Annotated in this window: 20 protein-coding genes; 11 read left to right on the top strand and 9 right to left on the bottom strand. The window is 75.3% G+C overall.

Annotated features, from left to right (window positions below; genetic code table 11):
* Window positions 1-211: 211 nt before the first annotated feature.
* From ACFWOG_RS08380 to ACFWOG_RS08365, 4 genes are all read right to left on the bottom strand, one after another.
* The gene (locus ACFWOG_RS08380; protein WP_380356045.1) at window positions 212-1,453 is read right to left on the bottom strand and encodes a hypothetical protein; all 1,242 of its coding nucleotides are present in this window, start codon (window positions 1,451-1,453) and stop codon (window positions 212-214) included.
* Window positions 1,454-1,773: 320 nt separating this feature from the next.
* Window positions 1,774-2,205 (bottom strand): hypothetical protein, encoded by a 432-nt coding sequence (locus tag ACFWOG_RS08375; RefSeq protein WP_380356042.1) that lies wholly within the window; start codon window positions 2,203-2,205, stop codon window positions 1,774-1,776.
* Window positions 2,202-2,927: a cupin domain-containing protein gene (locus ACFWOG_RS08370; protein WP_329949139.1), complete on the bottom strand. Its 726-nt coding sequence runs from the start codon at window positions 2,925-2,927 to the stop codon at window positions 2,202-2,204. The genes ACFWOG_RS08375 and ACFWOG_RS08370 overlap by 4 nt, the downstream gene beginning before the upstream one ends.
* Entirely contained in the window at window positions 2,920-4,131 is a 1,212-nt protein-coding gene (locus ACFWOG_RS08365) for a sedoheptulose 7-phosphate cyclase (RefSeq protein ID WP_380356098.1), read from the bottom strand. The genes ACFWOG_RS08370 and ACFWOG_RS08365 overlap by 8 nt, the downstream gene beginning before the upstream one ends.
* A 455-nt stretch (window positions 4,132-4,586) precedes the next feature.
* On the opposite strand from ACFWOG_RS08365, the gene ACFWOG_RS08360 reads away from it, so the two are divergent.
* From ACFWOG_RS08360 to ACFWOG_RS08330, 7 genes are all read left to right on the top strand, one after another.
* Window positions 4,587-6,038: a phosphoribosyltransferase family protein gene (locus ACFWOG_RS08360; RefSeq protein WP_380356039.1), complete on the top strand. Its 1,452-nt coding sequence runs from the start codon at window positions 4,587-4,589 to the stop codon at window positions 6,036-6,038.
* Window positions 6,039-6,435: 397 nt separating this feature from the next.
* Window positions 6,436-7,650, top strand: coding sequence for a 4-hydroxyphenylpyruvate dioxygenase (hppD, locus tag ACFWOG_RS08355; RefSeq protein WP_329879449.1), 1,215 nt, complete (start codon window positions 6,436-6,438; stop codon window positions 7,648-7,650).
* 154 nt (window positions 7,651-7,804) lie between these two features.
* On the top strand, window positions 7,805-9,013 hold the full coding sequence (locus tag ACFWOG_RS08350) for a homogentisate 1,2-dioxygenase (RefSeq protein WP_380356035.1): 1,209 nt from the start codon (window positions 7,805-7,807) through the stop codon (window positions 9,011-9,013).
* Window positions 9,010-9,912, top strand: coding sequence for a hypothetical protein (locus ACFWOG_RS08345; protein WP_380356033.1), 903 nt, complete (start codon window positions 9,010-9,012; stop codon window positions 9,910-9,912). Before ACFWOG_RS08350 ends, ACFWOG_RS08345 begins: the two co-directional genes overlap by 4 nt.
* Complete coding sequence (fahA, locus tag ACFWOG_RS08340; protein ID WP_380356030.1) at window positions 9,909-11,129, top strand: fumarylacetoacetase; 1,221 nt, start codon at window positions 9,909-9,911, stop codon at window positions 11,127-11,129. Before ACFWOG_RS08345 ends, fahA begins: the two co-directional genes overlap by 4 nt.
* A gap of 247 nt (window positions 11,130-11,376) precedes the next feature.
* Window positions 11,377-12,432, top strand: a complete 1,056-nt coding sequence (locus ACFWOG_RS08335; protein WP_380356027.1) for an enoyl-CoA hydratase/isomerase family protein — start codon at window positions 11,377-11,379, stop codon at window positions 12,430-12,432.
* 166 nt (window positions 12,433-12,598) lie between these two features.
* Window positions 12,599-13,378 (top strand): enoyl-CoA hydratase, encoded by a 780-nt coding sequence (locus ACFWOG_RS08330; protein WP_380356024.1) that lies wholly within the window; start codon window positions 12,599-12,601, stop codon window positions 13,376-13,378.
* A gap of 94 nt (window positions 13,379-13,472) precedes the next feature.
* Here the strand turns inward: ACFWOG_RS08330 and ACFWOG_RS08325 are convergent, their stop codons facing one another.
* Window positions 13,473-15,581 (bottom strand): NAD-binding protein, encoded by a 2,109-nt coding sequence (locus ACFWOG_RS08325; RefSeq protein ID WP_380356021.1) that lies wholly within the window; start codon window positions 15,579-15,581, stop codon window positions 13,473-13,475.
* A gap of 211 nt (window positions 15,582-15,792) precedes the next feature.
* On the opposite strand from ACFWOG_RS08325, the gene ACFWOG_RS08320 reads away from it, so the two are divergent.
* Entirely contained in the window at window positions 15,793-16,392 is a 600-nt protein-coding gene (locus ACFWOG_RS08320) for a DUF308 domain-containing protein (protein WP_329950843.1), read from the top strand.
* A gap of 58 nt (window positions 16,393-16,450) precedes the next feature.
* Here the strand turns inward: ACFWOG_RS08320 and ACFWOG_RS08315 are convergent, their stop codons facing one another.
* Window positions 16,451-17,854, bottom strand: coding sequence for a CoA transferase (locus ACFWOG_RS08315; RefSeq protein WP_380356017.1), 1,404 nt, complete (start codon window positions 17,852-17,854; stop codon window positions 16,451-16,453).
* Window positions 17,855-17,875: 21 nt separating this feature from the next.
* Window positions 17,876-18,505 (bottom strand): LysE family translocator, encoded by a 630-nt coding sequence (locus tag ACFWOG_RS08310; RefSeq protein WP_329950845.1) that lies wholly within the window; start codon window positions 18,503-18,505, stop codon window positions 17,876-17,878.
* A gap of 119 nt (window positions 18,506-18,624) precedes the next feature.
* Here ACFWOG_RS08310 and ACFWOG_RS08305 point away from each other — a divergent pair, with 119 nt between their 5' ends.
* Window positions 18,625-19,083, top strand: a complete 459-nt coding sequence (locus tag ACFWOG_RS08305) for an Lrp/AsnC family transcriptional regulator (protein ID WP_380356014.1) — start codon at window positions 18,625-18,627, stop codon at window positions 19,081-19,083.
* Between the two features lie 103 nt (window positions 19,084-19,186).
* Here the strand turns inward: ACFWOG_RS08305 and ACFWOG_RS08300 are convergent, their stop codons facing one another.
* Window positions 19,187-20,503, bottom strand: coding sequence for a cytochrome P450 (locus ACFWOG_RS08300; RefSeq protein ID WP_380356011.1), 1,317 nt, complete (start codon window positions 20,501-20,503; stop codon window positions 19,187-19,189).
* Between the two features lie 335 nt (window positions 20,504-20,838).
* On the opposite strand from ACFWOG_RS08300, the gene ACFWOG_RS08295 reads away from it, so the two are divergent.
* Window positions 20,839-21,672, top strand: a complete 834-nt coding sequence (locus ACFWOG_RS08295) for a hypothetical protein (protein ID WP_380356008.1) — start codon at window positions 20,839-20,841, stop codon at window positions 21,670-21,672.
* Window positions 21,673-21,975: 303 nt separating this feature from the next.
* Here ACFWOG_RS08295 and ACFWOG_RS08290 read toward each other — a convergent pair whose 3' ends face one another.
* Window positions 21,976-22,281: a zf-HC2 domain-containing protein gene (locus tag ACFWOG_RS08290; RefSeq protein WP_380356005.1), complete on the bottom strand. Its 306-nt coding sequence runs from the start codon at window positions 22,279-22,281 to the stop codon at window positions 21,976-21,978.
* Between the two features lie 55 nt (window positions 22,282-22,336).
* Between ACFWOG_RS08290 and ACFWOG_RS08285 the strand changes: the two genes are divergently transcribed.
* Entirely contained in the window at window positions 22,337-22,924 is a 588-nt protein-coding gene (locus tag ACFWOG_RS08285) for a sigma-70 family RNA polymerase sigma factor (RefSeq protein WP_380356002.1), read from the top strand.
* The last annotated feature ends 102 nt before the right edge of the window (window positions 22,925-23,026 follow it).

Here is a 23,026-nt window from a genome sequence, read left to right as displayed (position 1 = left end):
CGTGCTGGGCCGCTTCTGATCTCCACGATGTGGCGCCCGCCGTCCCGGTCGCACGGGAGCCCGGTCCCGTCCTGCTCCCGCCCCCGGCCGGGCCCGGGAACGGCGCCGGTCCCGGGGGTCACGGGACCGGGAACAGCGGCCGGGACGAGGCCCGGGACGACGGGCACGGGCCGAGCGGGGCCGGGCACCGCGGGCCGGACCCGTCTGCCGCTCAGCGGGCGGCGCACAGCGCGTCCGGGAGGGGCAGCAGGCCCTGGCCGGGCACCGCGGCCGGGCCGGGCAGCCGGTCCCGGACGGGCGGCGCGTCCGGTGCGGCGGCCCGGCTGTGCGGGAGGCCGGCCGGACCGCCCAGGCTCCCGACGGCGGCCCGCAGCACCCTGCCGTCCACCGGGCCGAGCAACCGGCCGTCGACGCAGTGCGGGTGACCGAGGTCGGCGAGGAGCAGCAGGCCCGGGGCGGCTGCGGCGCCGACGGCTGCCGCGAGGCGGTCCGTGTCCACGCCGCCGGGCAGGGCGGTCGGCGCGCCGGTCCGGGCCAGCAGATCGCCGTGGGCCCGGGCGGCGGGACCGTTCAGCAGGCCGAGCCGGAAGGCGATCCGGCCGACGAGGAGCAGGCCCAGGGCGTCGGCGTCGCCGGGTGCGAGCGCCGGGCCGACGGCGGTCCGCAGGGCCCGGCCGAGACTCCGGCCGTAGCCGAGGGCGAGGGCCGGGCCGGTCTCGTACGGGTCGAAGCAGACCAGGGCGGCGCGGGCGTCCGCGCAGAGCGCGAGCAGCGCCGTGAGGGTCCGCTCGCCGTACCGGGCCCCGGGGGCGAGGGCCTCGGCCAGCGGCGCGTACTGCGCCGGGCAGACGGCGAGGACGTGCCGGACGACGGCGACCGTCCCGGCTACGGTCTCCCGGGCCGGGCGGTCGGCCAGCCGGTCGGCGCGGACCCAGACCAGGGCGGGCGCGGGACCGGCGGCGCCGCCGCGGCCGGGGTCCGCGGAGGACGGGCCCGTCGGAGCGGGACGGTGCAGGGCGAGCGCCGGTCCGCAGGCCGTGGCGAGGTCGGTCGGTACCCGGACGTCGGCCGCGACGGCGCAGGCCCGCTCACCGCCGACGGCGATGACGACGGTCCGGCCGGCCGGAGCGGGCCGGTCGGGGAGCGGACCGCTCCGCAGGTCGTGGACCGCGCACGGGGCCCGGGAGGCGGCGAGCGCGTGCACCCGGGCCACGAGGTCGGCGGGCGCCGTACCGTCCGTCACGAGGACGAACCGGAAGGCGGCCGACCCGGCAGGACCGGAGGCTTCGGCGGACCCGGCGGACCCTACGAAACCGGCCGAACCGGCGGAACCGGCGAACTCGCCGATCCGTTCGCCGAGTTCGTCCCAGGACTGCTCGCCGCTGCGGACCGCCAGGGAGATGCTCGCGGCACCGGCCTGGATCCGCCGGTCGAGTCGAACGCTGCTACGCATGGCGGGCCTCCTCCCGTTCGGGATCGCACACCCACCGTGCGGCGCCCGTCGCCCCGGACGCCTGAGCCGCCGGGCCTGTCCGCGCCCCGGCCGGGCCCGGGTCCGGCCCGGGTGCAGCGTCCCGGCCCGTCCCGGTGCCCGGGAGGAGGACACCGGGACCGGTCCCGACGGCGCGGGCAACGGGCCGGGCAACGGGCGACGGGCAACGGGCAACGGGCAACGGGCCGGGCAACGGGCGCACAACGGGCGACGGCAGCCCGGGCCTGCCCGCACTCCCGGCCGACCGCTCCGGTCTGCCGTTCCCGGTCAGCCGTTCCCGGTCAGCCGCTCCCTGCCGACGGCGGTCCGCCGGCTGCTGTGCCGTGACCGTCGAGCTCCGGCCGCCGCTCCGGCAGCGCGCCGCTGACCCGCGCCGGCAGGACGGTCAGACAGAGCAGCTCCGCACCGAGCGGCCCGCCGTGCAGGTGGACGGACTCCCCGTGCGGGGCGAGGACCAGGGCGCCGCGGTCGAGCAGGCGCAGCGGCAGGTCGGGGCAGTCGACCAGCGCGACCGGACCGCGCAGCACGTACCAGGCGGCTTCCGTGGATTCGCGCCCGGCGAGGTCGAAGCAGGCGCCGGGGCCGAGCCGGACGTGTTCGAAGGCCTCGCATTCGCTGTGCAGCATGCCCCGCCGGGCCAGGCAGCGGGTGCGGACCCGCTGGGTGCCGGGGCCCAGCAGCAGTCGGGGCCCGCCGGTTCCGGTGACGATCATCGCCGCTCACCGCCCGGAAGGAGCAGCTCCGCGTGCACGTACGCCAGTCCGGACGGTCCGGCGGCGAGGCCGGCCGCCGTGCCGTGCGGCAGGGTGAGCGCGGTCCCGGGCCGCAGCGGCGCCCGGACACTCCCGGCGTCCGTCCGCCCGCCCCCGCCGGTGACGAACACCGTGTGTTCCGCGCCGTCCGCCACGAGCCCGGTGCTTTCGCCGGGCGCCAGTTCGGCGTGGTGGAGCAGGCGCAGCGGTCCGCCGATGACGGCGGACGGGTCCAGCGGCCCGGTCCGCCGCAGGTCGGTGATCACCGTGCTGCCGACCCGTCGGCCGCCGTCGTCACCCGCCCGGTCCGGATCCTCCTCCGTCGGGTCGGCCGGCAGTTCGATCACCAGCCACTCCAGCGGCTCCGCGCCCGTGTTGCGCAACCCGTGCCGGGTGCCGACCGCCGTCAGCACGGCGTCACCGGACCGGACCGGGTACGGGCGGCCGTCGAGGGTGACCTCGCCCTCCCCCGCCAGCAGCACGTAGATCTCGCGGGTCCGGGTGTGCAGGTGTTCGCCGCTGACCCCGCCGACCGGCACGCGGGCCCACTCCACGGCCTCCCAGGCCCCGGTCAGCCCCACCCGGCGGGCCAGGCACGTCCACTCGGTCACCCCGGCCGCGCCGTGCACGCCGTGGACGGCGGCCGGCGCGCCGGTGTCCGCGACCACGATCGCGCTACGCACGCGTCTCACTCCCCTCCCACGTCCGGAACGCCTGTCCGATCCCCGGCCACGCTCGCTCCGCCGCCGACCAGGCACGCAACCGGCCGGCCGCCTCGGCGAGTTCACGGGCGTCGAGGTCGTCGACGAAGATGCCTGACCCGATCCCGGACGGCAGTGGCAGCCGTTGCCGCCCGTCGCGGTGGCGAACGGTGTCGGCGAGTGCCTCACCGAGCGTCAGCGGCTCGACCAGCGGGTGCCAGACGGGCAGTTCGAGCCGCCGCATCAGCCGCAGGATCCGTTCGCCCTGCGCGGCGTCGAGCAGTCCGCGCCGCTGGGCGACCACGGTGGTGAGCGCCATGTCGACGCAGACCGCCTCGCCGTGCAGGAGTTCGGGCAGTGCGCGCATCTCCACGGTCGGGCTGAACGAGTGGCCGTAGTCCATGAGGCGTTCCAGCCGGTGCTCCCAGAGGTTGGGCTGGAGCTCCTCCAGCATGCCGTGGACGGCACGGCCGAGCACCGCAGCGGCGACGCGCCGGCCCTGGAAGCGTTCGTCGAGGAGGCTCCGGCCGTGGCGGTCCAGGAGTTCGAAGAGGTCACGGTCCTTGATCAGGGCGACCTTGAGGATCTCCGCGAGCCCGTTCCCGAGGTGCCGCCGGTCCAGGGTGTCGAGGAACGCCGGGTCGAGCAGGGTGTCCACGGCCGGGTGGTAGGTGCCGAGCCGGTTCTTGTGCCGGCCGTGGTTGACGCCGGTCTTGGCGCCGACACCGGCGTCGACCAGACCGATCAGCGTGGTCGGCACCCGGACGAACGGGGTGGAGCGGCGGTACAGGCTGCAGGCGAGGCCGACGACGTCGGTCAGCACGCCGCCGCCGACGGCGATGACCGGTTCGCCGCGTCGGGAGATGCCGAAGGAGTCCATCCGGTCGGCGACCTGGAACACCGAGTCCATGGTCTTCACCTGCTCGTGTGCGGGCAGGACCAGTGCCTCGTACTCGACGCCCTGGGCGGTCAGGTAGCGGTGGAGCCGGTGTCCGTGCAGTTCGTGCACCCGGGCGTCGACCACGACGAGCCGGCGTCCGGGCGGTCCGCCGGCCAGGGCGAGCGCGGGGTTCCCGGGGTTCAGGACGCCGGGGGTGAAGCGGACCCGGTAGCTGACGGGCAGCGCGGTGGCGACCGTCCAGCCGGCGGCCGGGGCGCCGCTCACCGGGTCACCGGTGGCGTGCAGGCCGGCGACGTGCCCGGCTGCCGTGCCGTGCCGGCCCGCGGGGGCGTGGCCGGCGGAGTCGGGCCCGGCGGCGTGGAGACCGGCGGAGTGCGGTCCCGGCACGGCACGGCGGTCGCGGCCCCGGGCCTCGCGGGCGGTCAGGGCGGACGCGGCGTTCTCGGCGCCATCGGCGGTTTCTGCGGGTTCGGCGGCGGGGTGCTGGGGGTGGGGAATGGACACGGGTCGACTCCTTCGCGCGGATCGGGTGGCACGGCGGACGCAGGACGGGCGACCGGGCCGCTCTCCACGCTGTCCCGCCCGCCGTCCCGGCCACACGGGCGGCCGGGCCCATCCGTGTCCCGGCCCCACCCGGGACACGGCCGCCCCCGCGGCCCGCCGCCCCGGCACACCGACCGCCCCACCGCCCAGCCGCCCAGCCGCCCAGCCGACGTACGGTGGAAGCCGGAGGCCGCACCATGCACGTCACCGGAACCCACTTCACCGACCGCACCGACGCGGGACGCCGACTGGCCGCGCTCCTGGGCCATCTGCGCGGCCCCGGCACCGTGGTGGTCGCCCTGCCGCGCGGCGGGGTCCCGGTGGCCGCCGAGGTGGCGGCCGCCCTCGGCGCCCCGCTCGACATCTGCGTGATCCGCAAGCTCGGTGTCCCGTACCAGCCGGAGCTGGGTATGGGGGCGATCGGCGAGGACGGCGTACGGGTGCTCAACGACCAGGTGCTGCGGCCGGCCGGGGTCACGGCGCGGCAGCTCGCCGACGTGGAGTCCCGGGAACGCGTCGAGCTGGAGCGCCGGGCCCGCCGCTACCGGGGCGACCGGCCACCCGCGGACCTGCGGGGGCGGACGGTGGTCGTCGTCGACGACGGCATCGCGACCGGTTCGACCGCCCGGGCCGCCTGCCTGATCGTCCGGGCCCGCGGCGCCGCCCGGGTGGTGCTGGCCGTCCCGGTGGCCCCCGACGACTGGACGGACCGGCTCGACGACGTCGCCGACGAGCTGGTCTGCGTGGGTACGCCGTCGCCGTTCTTCGCGATCGGCGAGTTCTACGCCGACTTCCGGCAGACCGAGGACACCGAGGTCCTCCGCCGTCTCGCCGAGGCCGGCGCACGGGAGGAGACACGGGCGGAGGCAGGAGCCGGCACGCCGGTCGGCGCCGGGCCCCGGGCCGCCGCCGGGCCCGACCGAGGCGTCGAGCCGGACTCCACCGACGCCACAGACCCCACCGACCGCGAGCTGACCGTCGCGGCCGGTGGGGTCCGGCTGACCGGCCGGCTGACCGTGCCCGCCGGGGCACGCGGGATCGTGGTGTTCGCGCACGGCAGCGGCAGCAGCCGGCGCAGCCCGCGCAACCGGTACGTGGCCGACTACCTCAACCGGTCGGGGCTGGCGACCTTCCTCTTCGACCTGCTCACCGAGGACGAGGAGCCCGACCGGCGGAACGTCTTCGACGTCGACCTGCTCGGCGCCCGGCTGACGGACGTCGCCGGCCACCTCCCCGCGGTCCTGCCCGCCCGGCTCTCCGCCGCCCCGTCCGCGGGGCCGCCCGGCCGGGACGGCCCCGCGGACGGGATCCCGCTCGGCCTGTTCGGCGCCAGCACCGGCGCCGCCGCCGCGCTGTGGACCGCCGCCCGGCTCGGCGACGGCGTGCGGGCGGTGGTCTCCCGGGGCGGGCGGCCGGACCTCGCCGGCGCCGGGAACCTGGGCCGCGTCACCGCGCCGACCCTGTTGATCGTCGGCTCCCGGGACGGCCCGGTGATCGATCTGAACCGGCGGGCGCGCGAGCTGCTGCGCTGCGAGAGTGAGCTCGCGGTGGTGCCGAACGCCGGTCACCTCTTCGAGGAGCCGGGCACCCTCGACCGGGTCGCCGAGCTGGCCCGCGTCTGGTTCGTCGACCACTTCGCACCGGCCTGACGAACTCCGCCGCGACCCCCGCCACGACCCGCCGACCCGCCTGCACACACCGACCCGCACCACCCCTGACCAGGCCCTGACCGGGCCCTGACCGGGCTCCGAGCACGCCCCGGCCCCACCGTGGCCGGCCGCTCCCGGGGCACCCGACCGACGCCCCCGGTCCCTCGGGGGCGTTCCTCAGAACTCGTGAAACCGCCCCCAAGACCAGGCATTCTGCACAGCAGGACCAGGGATTTCCTGATCACCTTGTACACATTGAACAGTGGAAATCCGACCTGTTGCCCAACCACCCCGACTGGAGCAAGCTCTCCGCTCAGCCGCACTCGCACCCACCCCGCGGCGCGGCCGCCTCAAGCGGATGCCTCAATGCCGAGGCCTCAATGTGGAGGAACGACCGATGACCCCGCAGTCCCACGCCCTTGAGCTCACCCCCGAGGAACGCGAGGCCGGTCTCGACGCCGAGCAGCTCCGCCGCCTCGTCGGCCTCGTCGAGCACGACCCCGCGACCGACCCGTTCCCGGTCACCGCGCAGGACGCCGTCGTGTTCGTCGTCGGCAACGCCACCCAGACGGCCCAGTTCTACCAGGTCGTCTTCGGCATGGAGCTGGTCGCCTACTCCGGTCCGGAGACGGGCGTCCGCGACCGCAAGGCCTTCGTCCTGCGCTCCGGCTCCTGCCGGTTCGTGATCACGGGCGGCGTCGCCCCGGACAGCCCGCTGCTGGACCACCACCGCCGGCACGGCGACGGCGTCGTGGACCTGGCGCTGGAGGTCCCGGACGTCGACAAGTGCATCGCGCACGCCCGGGCCCAGGGCGCGACGGTCCTGGAGGAGCCGAACGACGAGTCCGACGAGAACGGCACCGTGCGCCGCGCCGCGATCGCCACGTACGGCGAGACCCGGCACACCCTGATCGACCGCTCCCGCTACCACGGCCCGTACCTGCCGGGGTTCGTCGCCGCGCAGAGCAGGGTGAAGCACCCCGAGGGCTCGCCGCGGCGGCTGTTCCAGGCGCTCGACCACGCGGTCGGCAACGTCGAGATCGGCAAGATGGACCAGTGGGTCGCCTTCTACAACAAGGTCCTGGGCTTCGTGAACATGGCCGAGTTCGTCGGTGACGACATCGCCACCGACTACTCCGCCCTGATGTCCAAGGTCGTCGCCAGCGGCAACCACCGGGTGAAGTTCCCGCTCAACGAGCCGGCCGTCGCCAAGAAGAAGTCCCAGATCGACGAGTACCTGGAGTTCTACACCGGCGCGGGCTGCCAGCACATGGCGCTGGCCACCAACGACATCCTCACCACGGTGGACGTGCTGCGTGCCCGCGGCGTGGAGTTCCTGAACACCCCCGACTCGTACTACGACGACGCCGAGCTGCGCGAGCGGATCGGCAAGGTCCGGGTGCCGATCGAGGAGCTCAAGAAGCGCGGCATCCTGGTCGACCGGGACGAGGACGGCTACCTGCTCCAGATCTTCACCAAGCCGATCGGCGACCGTCCGACCGTCTTCTACGAGTTCATCGAGCGGCATGGTTCGCTGGGCTTCGGGAAGGGCAACTTCAAGGCGCTCTTCGAGGCCATCGAGCGCGAGCAGGACCGCCGCGGCAACCTCTGAGGCGCCGCCCCGGCCCGGCGTCACGCGCCGGGCCGGAAACCGCCGGCCCGGCGCCACCCCGCCGGGCCGGCCATCGCGGAACCGGCACCGCGGGACCGGCACCGCTGGAACCGGCCACCGCTGAGCCGTAGGAAGGTCTGGGAGGAGCAGGACGATGGCGCACTACCGGCAGCTGGGCAGCATCCCGCCCAAGCGGCACACGCAGCACCGCACACCCGAAGGCGGTCTGTACTACGAGGAGCTGATGGGCGAGGAGGGGTTCTCCTCGGACTCCTCGCTGCTCTACCACCGGGGCATCCCCTCGGCCGTCGTGAACGCGGTGCCGTGGGAGTTGCCGGACCAGTCGACGGTGCCCAACCACCCGCTGCTCCCCCGCCACCTCAAGCTGCACGAGCTGTTCGCGGGCCAGGACTGGAAGTCCGCGGACGTCGTGGCCGGTCGCCGGCTGGTCCTCGGCAACGGCGACGTGCGGATCTCCTACGTCGCCGCCGGGGCGCCCAGCGAGCTGTACCGCAACGCGCTCGGTGACGAGTGCGTGTACGTGGAGTCCGGCACCGGCACCCTGGAGACGGTGTTCGGCACGTTGGAGGTCGGCCAGGGCGACTATGTGATCATCCCGCGGGCGACCACCCACCGGTGGCTGCCGACCGGCGACGAGCCGCTGCGCGCCTACTGCATCGAGGCGAACAGCCACATCACCCCGGTCAAGCGCTTCCTCTCCAAGTACGGCCAGCTGCTGGAGCACGCGCCGTACTGCGAGCGGGACCTGCGCGGCCCGGCCGACCTGCTGCCGGCCGACGCCGCGCCCGAGGGCGACGTCGACGTGCTGGTCAAGCACCGCGGCCCGAACGGGATCTCCGGCACCCGCTACACCGTGCCGCACCACCCGTTCGACGTGGTCGGCTGGGACGGCTGCCTGTACCCGTACGCGTTCAACATCCGGGACTACGAGCCGATCACCGGGCGGATCCACCAACCGCCGCCGGCCCACCAGGTGTTCGAGGGCAACGGGTTCGTGATCTGCAACTTCGTGCCCCGCAAGGTCGACTACCACCCGCTGTCGATCCCCGTGCCCTACTACCACTCCAACGTGGACAGCGACGAGGTCATGTTCTACTGCGGCGGCGACTACGCGGCCCGCAAGGGCTCTGGCATCGCCCAGGGCTCGATCTCGCTGCACCCCGGCGGCCACACCCACGGCCCGCAGCCGGGCGCGTACGAGCGGTCCATCGGCGCGGAGTTCTTCGACGAGCTCGCGGTCATGGTGGACACGTTCCGCCCGCTGGAGCTGGGCGAGGGCGGCCGGGCGAGCGAGGACCCGGGTTACGCCTGGACCTGGGCCGGCCGGGGGCCGCAGCGGTGAACGACACCCGGGAGTCCGTCGTCCCCGAGCTGTTCCGGGGGCTCTTCGACGACGCGGCGGTGTTCCCGCCGGGGAACCTGCCGGTCGCCGAGGCGGCGCCCGCCCACCGCGCGCACCGGACCGCCTGGTACGCCGACGCGGTCGGCCCGTTCCTCTGCGGAGCGGGCCGGCTGGCCGAACTGGGCGGGACGGTCGGCTCCGGGCCCGCCCTCCGGGTCGGCCTGGTGCTGCCGGGGGGCAGCTCCGAGCTCGGCCCGGCACTCACCGCCGCCGCGCCGTTCGAGGTCGCCGGGGTCGAGCTGTCGACCCGGGACGCCCGGGAGGCGATCGCCGCGCTCGACCTGCTGCTGCCGCCCTCCGTCCCGGCTGCCGTCGAACTGCCGCGCGAACTGCTGCGCGGCGACGGCCTGGACGAGGTGCTGGACGCCCTGGTCGACAGCCCGTACCGGGCCAAGTTCCGCACCGGCGGAGTGGTGGCCGGGGCCTTCCCGGACGAGGAGGAGCTGGCCGGCTTCCTCACCGGCTGCGCGCAGCGCGGCCTGCCGTACAAGTGCACCGCCGGGCTGCACCACGCCGCCCGGCACACCGACCAAGCGACCGGCTTCGAGCACCACGGCTTCCTGAACGTCCTGCTCGCGGCCCTGGAGACCGACCGGAAGGCCGCCGCCGAGGTGCTGGCGGAGCGGTCCGGCGAGGTCCTGGCAGCGTCGGTACGCGACCTGACGGATCGTCAGATCACCGCGATCCGCAACTCGTTCACGGCGTTCGGCACGTGCAGCATCGTCGAGCCGCTGGACGACCTGGCCGCGCTCGGCCTGCTGTCCGGGCCCGGCGCCGCGCCGGCCGGGTCGACCTCGCCACCCACCTCGCCCGACTCCCCGTCCCAGGAGGACCGTTGACCACCCCCCTCAGCCGGCCGGTGAGCGCCCAGGACTCCCCGTTCGGCGTGCACAACCTGCCCTACGGCGTCTTCACCGCGGCCGACCGGCCGGGCCGGCGGCGCGTCGGCGTCCGGATCGGGGACTTCGTCCTCGACGCCGGAGCGGCCGCCCGCGCCGTCGGGGCGCCGTCCGTGCTGCTCGACGCGGAATCGCTCAACCCGCTGCTGGGAGCGGGCCGTCCGGTCTGGACGCAGGTCCGGGCCGACCTGACCCGCTGGCTCACCGAGGAGTCCTTCCGGGAGGCCGTCTCCCCGGCGCTGCTGCCGCTCGCGGAGGTGGAGCTCCACCTGCCGTTCGAGGTCGCCGACTACGTCGACTTCTACGCCTCCGAGCACCACGCCACCAACCTGGGCCGGATGTTCCGCCCCGGCACGGAGCCGCTGACACCCAACTGGAAGCACCTGCCGATCGGCTACCACGGGCGCTCCGGCACCGTCGTGGTCTCCGGCACGCCGGTGGTCCGCCCGCACGGCCAGCGCAAGGCGCCCGCCGACGCCGCCCCGTCCTTCGGCCCGACCCGGCGGCTGGACATCGAGGCCGAGGTCGGCTTCGTGGTCGGCGCCCCGTCCGCGCTCGGCACGCCGGTCCCGCTGGACCGGTTCCGCGAGCACGTCTTCGGCGTCTGCCTGGTCAACGACTGGTCCGCGCGCGACATCCAGGCCTGGGAGTACGTGCCGCTCGGCCCGTTCCTCGGCAAGTCCTTCGCCACCTCCCTCTCGCCGTGGATCGTGCCGCTGGACGCCCTGGAGCACGCGCGGGTCGCCCCGCCGGCCCGGGACGTCGAGCCGCTCCCCTACCTGGACGACCGCGGCGGCGAGCCGTGGGCGCTGGACCTCGCGCTGGAGGTGCGGCTCAACGGACACACCGTCTCCCGGCCGCCGTTCGCCGCGATGTACTGGACGGCCGCCCAGCAGCTCACCCACATGACGGCCAACGGCGCCTCGCTGCGCACCGGCGACCTGTTCGCGTCGGGCACGGTCAGCGGACCGGAGCGGGACACCCGAGGCGCGCTGATCGAGCTGACCTGGAACGGCGAGGAGCCGCTCAAGCTCCCCGACGGGTCCACCCGGACGTTCCTGGAGGACGGCGACGAGGTGACCATCACCGCCACCGCCCCCGGCCCGGACGGCACGCGGATCAGCTTCGGCGAGGTCACCGGCCGCGTGGCGCCGTAGGGGGCCTCGCGGGCCGCACCGGCCGTCCCACCGCGAAGGGCGGCACCGTACGCAACCGGTGCCGCCCTTCGCGCCGGTCGGCGACTCCCCGCCCACCACGTACCGCTCGGCCGGACGGCGACGTCCACCGGCACCGATGGACGTCCATGATCGCGTCGGTTCTCAGGGGTCACCGCTGCCAGTACCGTGTCCGGAGGAACCATCCGACCTTGCAGCGCGGGACCGATGACGGACGGGAGCGAGCCCGATGAGTGACGAGGTACAGGTCTACCGGGACGGCGGCGTGGGGCGGATCGTGCTCGACCGCCCGAGAGCCCTCAACTCCCTCACCCACGGCATGATCACGACCGTCCGGGCCGCACTGGACGGCTGGGCCTCCGACGACGCCGTCCGTGCCGTGGTCCTGACCGGCGCCGGCGACCGCGGGCTCTGCGCGGGAGCGGACATCCGGGCGATGCACGACGACGCCAAGGCGGGCGGAGCCGGTTCGCGCGCCTTCTTCCGCGACGAGTACCGGCTCAACGCGCTGATCGCCCGCTACCCGAAGCCGTACCTCGCGGTGATGGACGGCATCACCATGGGCGGCGGTGTCGGGCTGTCCGCCCACGGCGCGGTGCGGATCGTCACCGAGCGTTCGGTGGTGGCGATGCCGGAGACCCGGATCGGCCTGGTGCCGGACGTCGGCGGCAGCCGCCTGCTGGCCCACGCCCCGGGCGAGTTGGGCACCCACCTGGGGCTCACCTCGGCCTCGATGGGGCCGGGCGACGCGCTGCTCTGCGGGTTCGCCGACCACTTCGTCCCGTCGGCGCAGGTGCCGGCCCTGCTCGCCGGGCTCGTCGCCGCCGACGGCCTCGACACCGTGGCCGCGGTCACCGCCGCCGTGGCCGCGCACGCCGAACCGGCGCCGCCCGCCGCACTCGCCCGGCAGCGGGCGTGGATCGACGAGTGCTACGCCGCCGACAGCGTCGAGGAGATCGTCGATCGGCTGCTCGGCAGCGGGGTCCCGGAGGCGAAGGAGGCGGCCCAGCAGGTGCTCGCCAACTCCCCGACCGCCGTCAAGGTCACGCTCGCGGCGCTGCGCCGGGCCCGCACGCTGCCGTCGCTGGAGGCGGTGCTGGAGCAGGAGTACCGGATCTCCTGCGCGGCGCTGGACGGCCACGACCTGGTCGAGGGCATCCGCGCGCAGGTCGTGGACAAGGACCGTGACCCGCACTGGTCCCCGGCGTCGCTGGCCGCCGTCACCGAGGAGGACGTGGCGCGTTTCCTGGCCCCGCGTGAGGGTGACGGGCCGGCCCTGGACTGAACAGCCGGACCGACCCGCCCGAGCCGCCGGCCCGAACCCCCGGGGCGCGGCCCGTGACGACCGTCTCGCGGAGCGAGACTGGCGCGAGGCGGTCCGGTTCGGAGATCGTGGGGTGGTCAGAGCGCGCCCCGGCGGCGCCGAGCAGTGGAAAAGGGAGTCAACGGCGATGACCGACACCTACGAGACGATCCTGGTCGAGCGCAAGGGCCGGGTCGGGCTGATCACGCTCAACCGGCCGGAGGCCCTGAACGCGCTCAACACGCAGCTCATGAACGAGGTCGTGACCGCCGCGACCGCGTTCGACCGGGACCCGGAGATCGGCTGTCTGGTGATCACCGGCTCCGAGAAGGCGTTCGCGGCCGGCGCCGACATCAAGGAGATGCAGGGCAACCGGTTCCCCGACGTCTACCTGGACGACTGGCTGGGCCCGTGGGACCGGCTCGGCGAGCTCCGCAAGCCGGTGGTGGCCGCGGTGGCCGGCTTCGCCCTGGGCGGGGGCTGTGAGCTGGCGATGCTCTGCGACATCCTGCTCGCGGCGGACACCGCGAAGTTCGGCCAGCCGGAGATCAAGCTGGGGGTGATCCCCGGGATCGGCGGTTCGCAGCGGCTCACCCGGGCGGTCGGCAAGGCGAAGGCGATGGAGCTGTGCCTGACCGGCCGGATGATGGGCGCCGAGGAGGCCGAGCGGGCCGGCCTGGTCTCCCGGATCGTCCCGGCCGACCGGCTGCTGGCCGAGGCGCTGGCGACGGCCGAGAAGGTCGCGGAGATGTCCGCGCCGGCGAGCATCATGCTGAAGGAGGCGGTCAACCGCGCCTTCGAGACCACCCTCGCCGAGGGCGTCCGCTTCGAGCGGCGGCTCTTCCACGCCGTCTTCGCGACCGCCGACCAGAAGGAGGGCATGGCGGCGTTCGCCGAGAAGCGGCCGGCGTCGTTCACCCACCGCTGACAACTGACGACCGCTGACAACCGGCGTACGGCGGCCGGCGGTTCACGGGCGCCGCCGGCCGCTGCCCGGCGGCCGACCGGTCAGCGGTCGCCGGTCACCGGTCCGACTGCTGCTCGGCCGTCGCCCGACCGCCGCCCGCGTTCCCCGGCACCGTGTTGAGCCGGGCGAGTCCGCTGCGTGTCGCGGCGACCACGACCCGGTCGCCCGGCTCCAGGCCCCGGGTACGGTCCGCGTAGTTCCAGTGGTACACCTGCGGGCTGCGGGCCAGCCGGACGGCGAGGACCCGGACACCCCCCGGGTCCTCCAGGTCGTGCCGGTTCAGGCCGATCAGGCCGCTGCCGACCTCGGCCCGCAGTTCGGCGATCAGCAGGACGTGCCGGAACACCGACAGGGTGCCGAGCACCTCACGCCCCATCAGGGCCGCGGCGAAGGCGGGCGCCGAGAGGTAGGACGTCGAGCGGGACGCCGCGTTGTCCAGCGTGGCGTACACGTGATGGGCGAAGTTGTCGTCGAAGAGCCGCACGACGACCCGGACATCGGGCCGGACGGCGCGCGCCTCCAGGGCCGCCTCCAGGTTGGTCGCGTCGTCGCCGCTGACCGCGACCACGGCCCGGCTGCGCTTCAGCCGGGCCCGGCGCAGCTGCTCGGCGAGCGGACCGTCGTCGACCACCACCGGGACCCCCAGCGCGCGGACCGCGGAGATGCCGCGGGCCTGCGGGTCGCGTTCGAGCCCGACCACCGGGACGCCGAGGCCGTGCAGTTGGGCGACCACCCGGGTGCCGACGTTGCCGAGGCCGATCACGATGACGTGGTCGCGGGTGCCGGCGCCGGGGTTGCGGGGCTGGCCGCGCCGTCCGGAGGCGAGGACCTCGACCATGATGGCCGTGGCGACCGGTGCGAAGGTGATCCCGCAGAAGGTGATCACCACCTGGGCGATCCGCTGCCAGGTGCCGCCGGTGCCCGTCCCGGCGGCGGCGTCGGCGGGCTGGTCCGGCTGAGCCGCGCCGGCCAGGTCGAGCAGCGAGACGTACAGCGACCAGCCGAAGTCGCGGTTGAGGTACCAGAGCAGGCCGAAGGCGAGCAGCACCGCGGCCAGGGCGGTGATCAGCACCAGCCGGAGCCGGGCGCTGGTGAAGAAGCGGAGGGTGTCGAGCAGCCGCCAGCGCAGCCGGCGCCACCAGGCGATCCGGACCGGGGGCTCGCTCGGCAGGGTCTGCAGCGCCGCGACCCCGCCGCGCCCCTCGACGGCGGCCCCGGCGGCCCCGGCGACCTCGCGGGCGGCGGTGTCGGCTTCGGCTTCGGCGGCCCGGTCGGCGGCGACCTCGGCGGACTCCGCGGCCTCTGCGGACTCCGCAGATTCCGCAGACTCGGCGACCTCGGCGACCTCGGAGGACTCGGCGGCCTCGGCGGCCTCGGCGGCAGGTTCCCGGGCGGCCTCGCGGCCGGTGTCCCCGTCCCCGGCCCGATCTCCCGCCCCGTCCCCGCTCCCGGGCGTCCCGGCGGCCCCCTCCGCCCCGGCGGCCCGGCGGGCGGCGGCGCCGGAGCGGATCGGCCCGTCGTCGCCGAACTCCCTGGCCAGCCGCACGAAGGACGCCGAGTCGCCCTCCTGCTCGGGGAGCAGCCGGGTGCGGCCGAGGTCCTGGCGGTCGATCCGGTCGGCGACGACGCAGATCCGGTGGGAGTCGATGTCGTCGTCGTAGGCGATGTGCAGGAAGCGGTCGCCGACCTGGACGGAGTTGGGGCGGGAGAGCGCGGCGGCGGCGAAGGCGGGCGCGGCGGTCGCGGAGCCGGAGAGCGCGGTGCCGTTCCTGAGCAGCCGTTCGATGTTCTCGCCGAGCCGCTGGTTGAACATCCGCAGCACGATGCGGATGTCGGGGTTGTGGCCCTGGGCGGAGAGCGCGGCGTGGATGTTCTCCTGGTCGCGGCCCTCGACCAGGGCGATGCCCCGCGCGGTCTCGACCCGGACGGCGCGCAGCGCCTCCTCGGTGACGCCGGCGTACTCGACGACGGCGGCGACCCCGTCCAGTTGCTCGATCTGCGGTGCGTGGTCGCGGGTCCGGTCCGGGACGAGGACCACCACGGGCACTTCGTAGTGTTCGACGAGTTCGAGCGTGAGGCGGTGGGCGAGCGCGTTTCCGCCGCAGACGATGTAGTGCTGGCTGATCGGTTCGACCGGAGGGGTCCCCCACCCTTCAGAAGTCATATCGCCGGACGATATCGACGCGAGGCGAGGCGGAGATGGACGTCCGGTGGCCTAGGGGAAACAGCCGCGGGGGGAAACGGCGGCGGTGCGGAACGGCCGCGCCCTGAGCCGGGCCGGTCCCCCGAACGGGTGCATCCGGCGGGCGGTGCGCGGCACACGCGGAGATCGTGAGGAACGCCGACCCGCTCCGCTCCCCCAGGAGGACGCCACCGTGGTCTCCCCGATCATCACTCCCGACGGCTCCCCGGTCCGGGGCCCGCTCGGACTGCTCGCCAAGGCCGCCTGGCAGGTCCTGCTGGTCGCCGGGCTCGTCTCGCTCGGCCTCGGGATCATCGTGTTCGTCTGGCCGGAGCAGACGCTGCTGGTGGTGGGCGTCCTGTTCGGCCTCTACCTGCTGGTCATCGGCATCGTCCAGCTGGTCGCGGCGTTCGGCACGCACGCCACGACGGCGCTGCGGGTGCTGGCCTTCATCAGCGGGGCGATCTGCGTGCTGCTGGGCCTGCTCTGCTTCCGCAGCGCGGCCCGGTCGTTGCTCCTGCTGGCGATCTGGATCGGCATCGGCTGGCTGTTCCGGGGCATCACCCAGCTCGCGGCCGTGATCTCGGACGCGTCCATGCCCGCCCGCGGCTGGCAGGCCGTCGCCGGGGTCGCGAACACCCTGGCGGGCGTGCTGCTGATGGTCTGGCCGGTCGGTTCGATCACCGCGCTGACCATCCTGTCCGGGTGCTGGCTGGTGATCCTCGGGTTGGTCGAGATCGTGACGGCGTTCCAGGTCCGGAGCACGGCCGGCCGGATCCCCTCCGGCGTCTGACGCCCCGGCCCCGACCCCACCCGGGGCCGGGGCCGGGGCCGATCCACCGATCGGGGGGTCAGTGCCAGGCGGGGGCGTCCGTCCCCCAACGCCCCGGCGGGCGCGACCACCCCGCCGGGGCGCCCGCGTACGCGACGGGCGACAGGGCGTGGCGCAGCCGCCCGTACGGCGAGTCGGTCTCGGTGATCCAGCGCGCCGGGTCGTACGGCTCGTCGTTCGGAAGGACGCGCGGGTCGGCGGTGGGCGCGATGCCCTCCAGCAGCCAGGAGGCGGTGCCGGCCAGGGAGTAGCGCAGCCGGCGGCCGCCCGGGCGGGTCGTGCGCTGGTCGGTGAGGGCCCGCAGGACCCCGGCCGCGATCAGGTAGCCGGTGCCGTGGTCAAGGGCCTGGGCGGGCAGCACACCGGGGCGGCCGTCGGCGCCGGCCTCGATCCCGGCGATGCCGACGCCTGCCTGGACCAGGCTGTCGAAGCCGCGCCGGCCGGACCAGGGTCCGGTCCAGCCCCAGGCGTTGAGCTGTGCGACGACCAGCCCGGGGCGGCGTGCGAGCAGCGCCTCGGGGGCCAGGCCGTGGGCGTCGAGGGAGCCGGGGCGGTAGCCGGTGACGACGACGTCGGCGGTGGCGAGCAGGGTCTCCAGGACGGCCCGGTCGGCGGGGTCGGCGAGGTCGAGGCGGGTGGAGCGCTTGCCGAGGCCCGTGTCGACGTGGGCGTCCTCGGCCTCGGGGAGCCGGGGTGAGTCGACCCGGAGCACGTCGGCGCCGAGCAGGGCGAGGGTGCGGGTGGCGACCGGTCCGGCGATGACCCGGGTGAGGTCGAGGACGCGGATCCCGGCGGCGGGGAGCGGGGCGGGGCCCAGGGGCCGGGGGGCGGCCTCGTCGACGACCCGGGACTCGACCAGCGGCAGCGCGGTCTCGCGGACCGGCGCGACGGCGACAGCGAGCGCCCCCGCCGCGTACGCGCGCTCCTGGACCGACGCGGCCGGCCGCTGCCGCAGCTCCGCGGCGAGCCGCTCGGGCCCGGTGTCGGCGGGCAGGCCGAGGACGGTGAGCAGCCGCTCGCGGTGGTGGGGGTAGTTCGCGTGGGTCCGGAGCCAGCCGTCGGCGGTCTGCCAGAAGCCGGAGAGGGGCGCGAAGGAGACCGGGGTCCGGCCGTCGATCCGCAGGTGGCGTTCGCTGACGAAGGCGGTGGCGACGGCGCCGTGGTCGATCCCGACCTCCGGTACCGGTCCGCCGGACCGCAGCGCGGCGAGTTCGGCGGCGGCCAGCGAGCAGGCGGCGACGGTGGCCCGGGCGAGGCGCAGGACGGGGAGCCGGGAGGGCAGCACCGCGTCGGGGCCGTGGAAGGCGACCCGCTCCAGCAGGTCCGCCGGCCCCCCGAGGGCGGCCCAGGCATCGGCGGTGGGCAGGTCCCCGACGGGCACGGGACCGGGGCCGGACGGTGAGGACGTCGAACGGTCTGTCATGAGCGCATTCTGCTCCCGTCCTCAGGCGGTCGCCGTGACACCCGCCACAAGCATCAGCAGGACCGCCGAGACGACGGTCATCCGGCGGGCGGCGGCCGGGTCGGCGCCGAAGCGGCCGCCGAGCCGTCCGCTGGCGTGCGCGACCAGCCCGTAGACGACGGCGCAGGCCAGCACGTTGAGCGTGCCGAGCACGAGCACCTGGCCGCCGACCGGCAGCCCTGCGGCGGGGTCGACGAACTGCGGCACCAGGGAGAGGTAGAGCAGCAGGCCCTTGGGGTTGAGCAGCGCGGTGAGAGCGGACTGGCGCAGCACCGTGGCCGTGGGCTGCGGCCGGGGTGCGGCGAGGGCGGTGCCGCCCCGTCCGCGGCGGAGCGCGAGCAGCATGGTGACGGCGAGGACCAGCAGGTAGACGGCGCCGGTGACGCGGAGGACGGGCAGGGCCGCGGGGACGGCCCGCAGGGCCGCGGCGAGTCCGGCGCTGGAGAGCAGGGTGTGGACCGTGTAGCCGGCGCAGACCCCGGCGACGGCGGTCAGTGCGGCGCGCCGGCCCTGGCCGAGGCCGCGGGCGGCGATGTAGAGCCAGTCGGGGCCGGGCGTACAGACCAGTAGCAGGTCGACCCCCAGGAAGAGGAGGAGGGCGTGGGTGTCCATGGCGGTGACCTGTCGTGCTCGGCCGGGCGGGTTGCGGTCACTGACGGTAGCCGGATCGGCCTGGCATGCGATGGCTACTTCGTGCCCGCCTTCACCACCTTTTGGCAGAATATTGCGCCATGGACCGAATTGACCGCAGAATCCTCCACGAGCTCCAGCAGGACGGCCGTCTCAGCAACGCCGAACTGGCCGCCCGGGTCGACCTCACCCCCTCGCCCTGCCTGCGCCGGGTCCGGCAGCTGGAACAGGACGGCGTGATCCGCGGCTACCGGGCCCTGCTGGACGGCGCGGCGGTCGGCCGCGGCTTCCAGCCCTTCGTGACGATCACCATGCGGCACGAGGACCAGGTCACGGTGGCGGAGTTCGAACGGCGGGTGGCCGAGCTGCCGGAGGTGGTGGAGGCGCACCGGCTGTTCGGGGAGCCGGACTACCTGCTGCGGATCGCGGTGGCGGACATCGCGGCGTACGAGAGGTTCATCACCGGCGTGCTCTCCGGGCTGCCGGGGATCGCCCAGGTCAACTCCCACCTGACGATGAAGCAGGTCAAGACCGACCGGGGCATCCCGACCGGCGGCTGACCCGCGCGCCGTGGCCGGCGTGGCCTGCATAGCCTGCATGGCCTGCGCTCAGGCGGCGCTCGGGGGCCGTCCGGAGCGCCCTCCGAGCGCGCCCGGAGGGCACTCAGAAGGTGAACCGCAGCGACCGGACCCGGTGGTCGAAGCTGGACGGGACCAGCTCCGGCTCGCCGACCGAGCGGATCCCGGGCAGGCGGGTGAACAGCTCCCGGTAGAGCACCTTCATCTCCTGCCGGGCGAGGTGCGCGCCGAGGCAGTAGTGCGGTCCGCCGCCGCCGAACCCGAGGTGGGGGTTGGGGCTGCGGGTGATGTCGAAGGCGTCCGGGTCGGCGAAGACCGTCTCGTCGCGGTTGGCGGAGCCGAAGTAGAGCACCGCCTTGTCCCCGGCCCTCAGCAACGGGCCGTCGGGGCCGCCGAGCCGGTGGTCGACGGCCAGGGTCCGGCGGAACTGGATGATCGGGGTGGCGTGGCGGACGATCTCGTCGACCGCCCCGCCGAGGTGCCGGTCGAGGTCGCCGACGAGCAGGGCCCGTTGTTCCGGGTGGGCGGTGAGCAGGTGGAGGCCGTGGGCGAGCGCGTTGCGCGTCGTCTCGACGCCGGCGACGAGCAGCAGGGAGAAGAAGGCCCCGAGCTCACGGCCGGTCAGGCGGCGGCCGTCGACGTCGGCGGTGACGAGGGCGGTGACGAGGTCGTCGGCGGGGCGGCGGCGGCGCTCGCGGCCGAGGTCGGCGACCATGCCCTGCATCCGGGCCAGTGCCAGCAGGCCGCGGCCGGGCATCCGGAGCCGGGCGCGCAGCGGGCGGGCGACGCCGGTGTGCTCGGACGCGTGGTTGACCTGGTCGAGGATCACGCGACGGGGCTCCTCGGGGATGCCCATCATGTTGCAGATCACCTGGAACGGGAGCTCGGCGGCGACCGAGGTGACGAAGTCCTCGGGGCGCTCGCGCTCCACCCGGTCGACGAGGTCGGCGGCGACCCGCCGGATGTCGTCCTCGACCTTGGAGATCAGCCGCGGGGTGAAGGCCCGGGAGACGATGCGGCGCAGCTGGGCGTGGCGGGGGTCGTCCAGGTTGACCATGGAGTCCCCGAACAGCAGCCGGACCCAGCGCGCCGGTTCGGGGGTGGTGACGCCCGGTCCGCTGAGGAAGACGGCGGGGGTGCGGCCGGCCTCGACGACGTCGGCGTGCCGGACGAGGGCGTGGAAGCCGTGGCCGGGGTGCCCGGAGCCGGGTCCGCCGAACCGGGCCGGGGCGGGGAGGCGGCGCAGTTCGGCGAAGGCGGCGGCGCGGACGGCGGCGGGCAGCCGCCAGAACGCGGGGTCGGCGAGGTCCACGGCGGGAACGCCGGCGTCGGGCACCCCGGCGTCGGCCTCGGGTACGGCCTCGGGTGCGGCCTCGGCGTCGGGTGTGGCGGCGGTGCTCATGCCTGTCCTCCTGCCCCCTCACACCCCGTGTGCGCGGGGTCACATCGCGGGGTCACATCTAGTACGTACCGGAAAGGAAGCTGTCAAACCGTGCTGCTGGTACGACTAACGGGTATTCAGGCACAGACGTCGCAAGCGGGACGTCCGTACCGTCATGAACCAGCCACCGCACGGCCCCCGGCCACCCCACCCGTTCCCGCCGCCCGCACAGGGCGGTAGTGCCCGAACGGCTTGCCCGGGACAGCGGTGCCCGTGGTGGTCGGACGTGGCGGGACGGGGGCGGAACCGGCCAATACCCGAGGGTGCGGTACTGGCCGACGGAGGCGGGTGCGACGATGAGTGTCATCGTGATGACCGACCGGATCCGCTCGCTGCGCGCCGTGGTCTTCGCTGCGCTCTGCGTAGCGCTGGCCGCCGCGGCTCACGTCGCCATGGCCGGCGCCGGGATCTCCCCCCCGGTACTGGCGGGCGCCTTCGGTCTGACCCTCGGCCTCACCTGGCTGCTGGCCGGGCGACAGCGGGGGCTCGGCCTGATCAGCGTCTGGATGGTGGCCGCGCAGACCGCGCTCCACCTGACGTTCGAACAGGCCGGAACGCTCGCCGGGGGCGGCGGGCTCGGCCGGCTGGCCGGGACCGACTGGGCCTCGCTGCTGCTCTGCAATCCGGAAGCCTCTCCCACCGGCCTCTCGCCGGACGACCTGGCCCGGATGGCCGGACTCGACCCGGCGGTGCCACCGGCCGTCACGACGGCAGCCGTCCAGCACCACGCGCACGGCGCGGCGACCACCGCGGACCCGTCCGCGCTGTCCGGCGCCGCGACGTCCGGGGACGGTCTGGCGGCCCACGGGACGGCGGCGCACGACATGGCCGCGCACGGCATGACGCCCGGCATGATCACCGCCCACGTGCTCGCCGCGCTGGCCTGTGCGCTGCTGCTCTGGCGCGGTGAGGCGGCCCTGGCCCGGTTGTTCGAACTGCTCGGTTCGCTGGGCTCGGTGCTGGCAGGCGCACTGCTGGTGCCGCTGCTGGCCCTGCTCGGCTGTCCGGTCGGCCTCCGGCCGCCGACCGCACCGAGAACCGCCGGCCACCGAACCCGGCCGCCCCGGTTGGTGCTGCTCTCGCACGCCCTGGTCCGACGCGGTCCGCCGGTCCTCGCGCTCGCCCGCTGACGCGCCCGTCGCCTCCCCCGACACCACCGGTGTCCGGGGCGCGACGGGCCGGTCGCCCTGCGCCGTTCCGCCGGACACCGCGCACTCCCGAGTACCGCTACTCCGGAGTGCGTCCGGCGCCGCCGCGCCGCCAGGGCCCGGGCCCGGCACGTGCCGCCGCCCCCGCAGTCATGCGGGGCGACGTGGCACGACCGGCCCACCGACGCCGAGGGTGCCGCCCGCAGCGGCACCGCCCCTGTCTTCCCCTCAGGACCTTCCATGCCTGACTACGACGGCGCACCGGCCTCGTCCGGCGCCACCGTCCTACCGCGTCCGCCCGTCGTCCCCCTGCCCGGGACGGCCCGATCCAGCACTGCCCCGGCCCGCGTCTCCCCGGTCCGCGTCGCCGCGCTCCGCCGCGAGGCGGGCGAGGAGCCCCGCGGACCAGTCGTCGGAGGGTCCGCCGGTCCGGTCCGCGAGCAGTGGGCCGCGCAGTCGCTCCGCCTGCTCCAGCCAGTCCCGGCACGCCGCGCAGCGCGCGACGTGCTTGTCCAGCCGACGGTCCGGCACACCGGCGGGTTCGCCGTCGAGGCGTGCGGACAGAGCGGTACGGAGTTGCGCGCATCTCATGTGACCATCGTCCCGCACCCGCCCCGACGTGCGACCGCCCGGGTGGGAGGCCGCCGTGGATGACGAACAGCTGACCACGCTCGCCCTGGCCGCCCGGGAGGGCCGGCCCGCCGACGTCGAGGCCTTCGTCCGGGCCACCCAGCGGGACGTCTGGCGGTTCGTCGCCCACCTCACCGACGTCCAGTCCGCCGACGACCTGGCCCAGGAGACGTTCCTGCGGGCCCTGCGCAGCCTGCCGGGGTTCGCCGGACGGTCCTCCGCCCGCACCTGGCTGCTGTCGATCGCCCGCCGGACCGTCATCGACCGCTACCGCACCGCCGCCGCCCGGCCCCGCTGCGCCGCGCTGCCGGACTGGCAGGAGGCAGCCGAGCGACAGGGCACCGCGCCCACCGCCGGCTTCGAGGACGGCGTGGCGCTCGGCGACCTCCTGGACCGGGTGCCCGCCCAGCGGCGCGAGGCCTTCGTGCTCACCCAGGTGGTCGGGCTGAGCTACGCGGAGGCCGCCGAGGTGGCCGGCTGCCCGGTCGGCACCGTCCGCTCCCGGGTGGCACGGGCCCGGGAGGAGCTGATAGCCCGTCTGCGGGCGGCCGAGACCGGCGACGCGCCTCCGGGAGCGCCCGCCGAGCTGGCCGCCGCCTGCTGAAGCGGTCGGCACGCCACCGGCACCGACCACGTCGGCCGACCGCCGGCACCGCACCGACGCCAGTACCGCGCCTCCGGAGGGCGGCGCACGGCGGGACTCCTG

It is taken from the genome of Kitasatospora sp. NPDC058406, assembly GCF_042722765.1.
Taxonomy (GTDB): Bacteria; Actinomycetota; Actinomycetes; order Streptomycetales; family Streptomycetaceae; genus Kitasatospora.
This window is presented reverse-complemented; position numbering and strand designations above follow the sequence as displayed.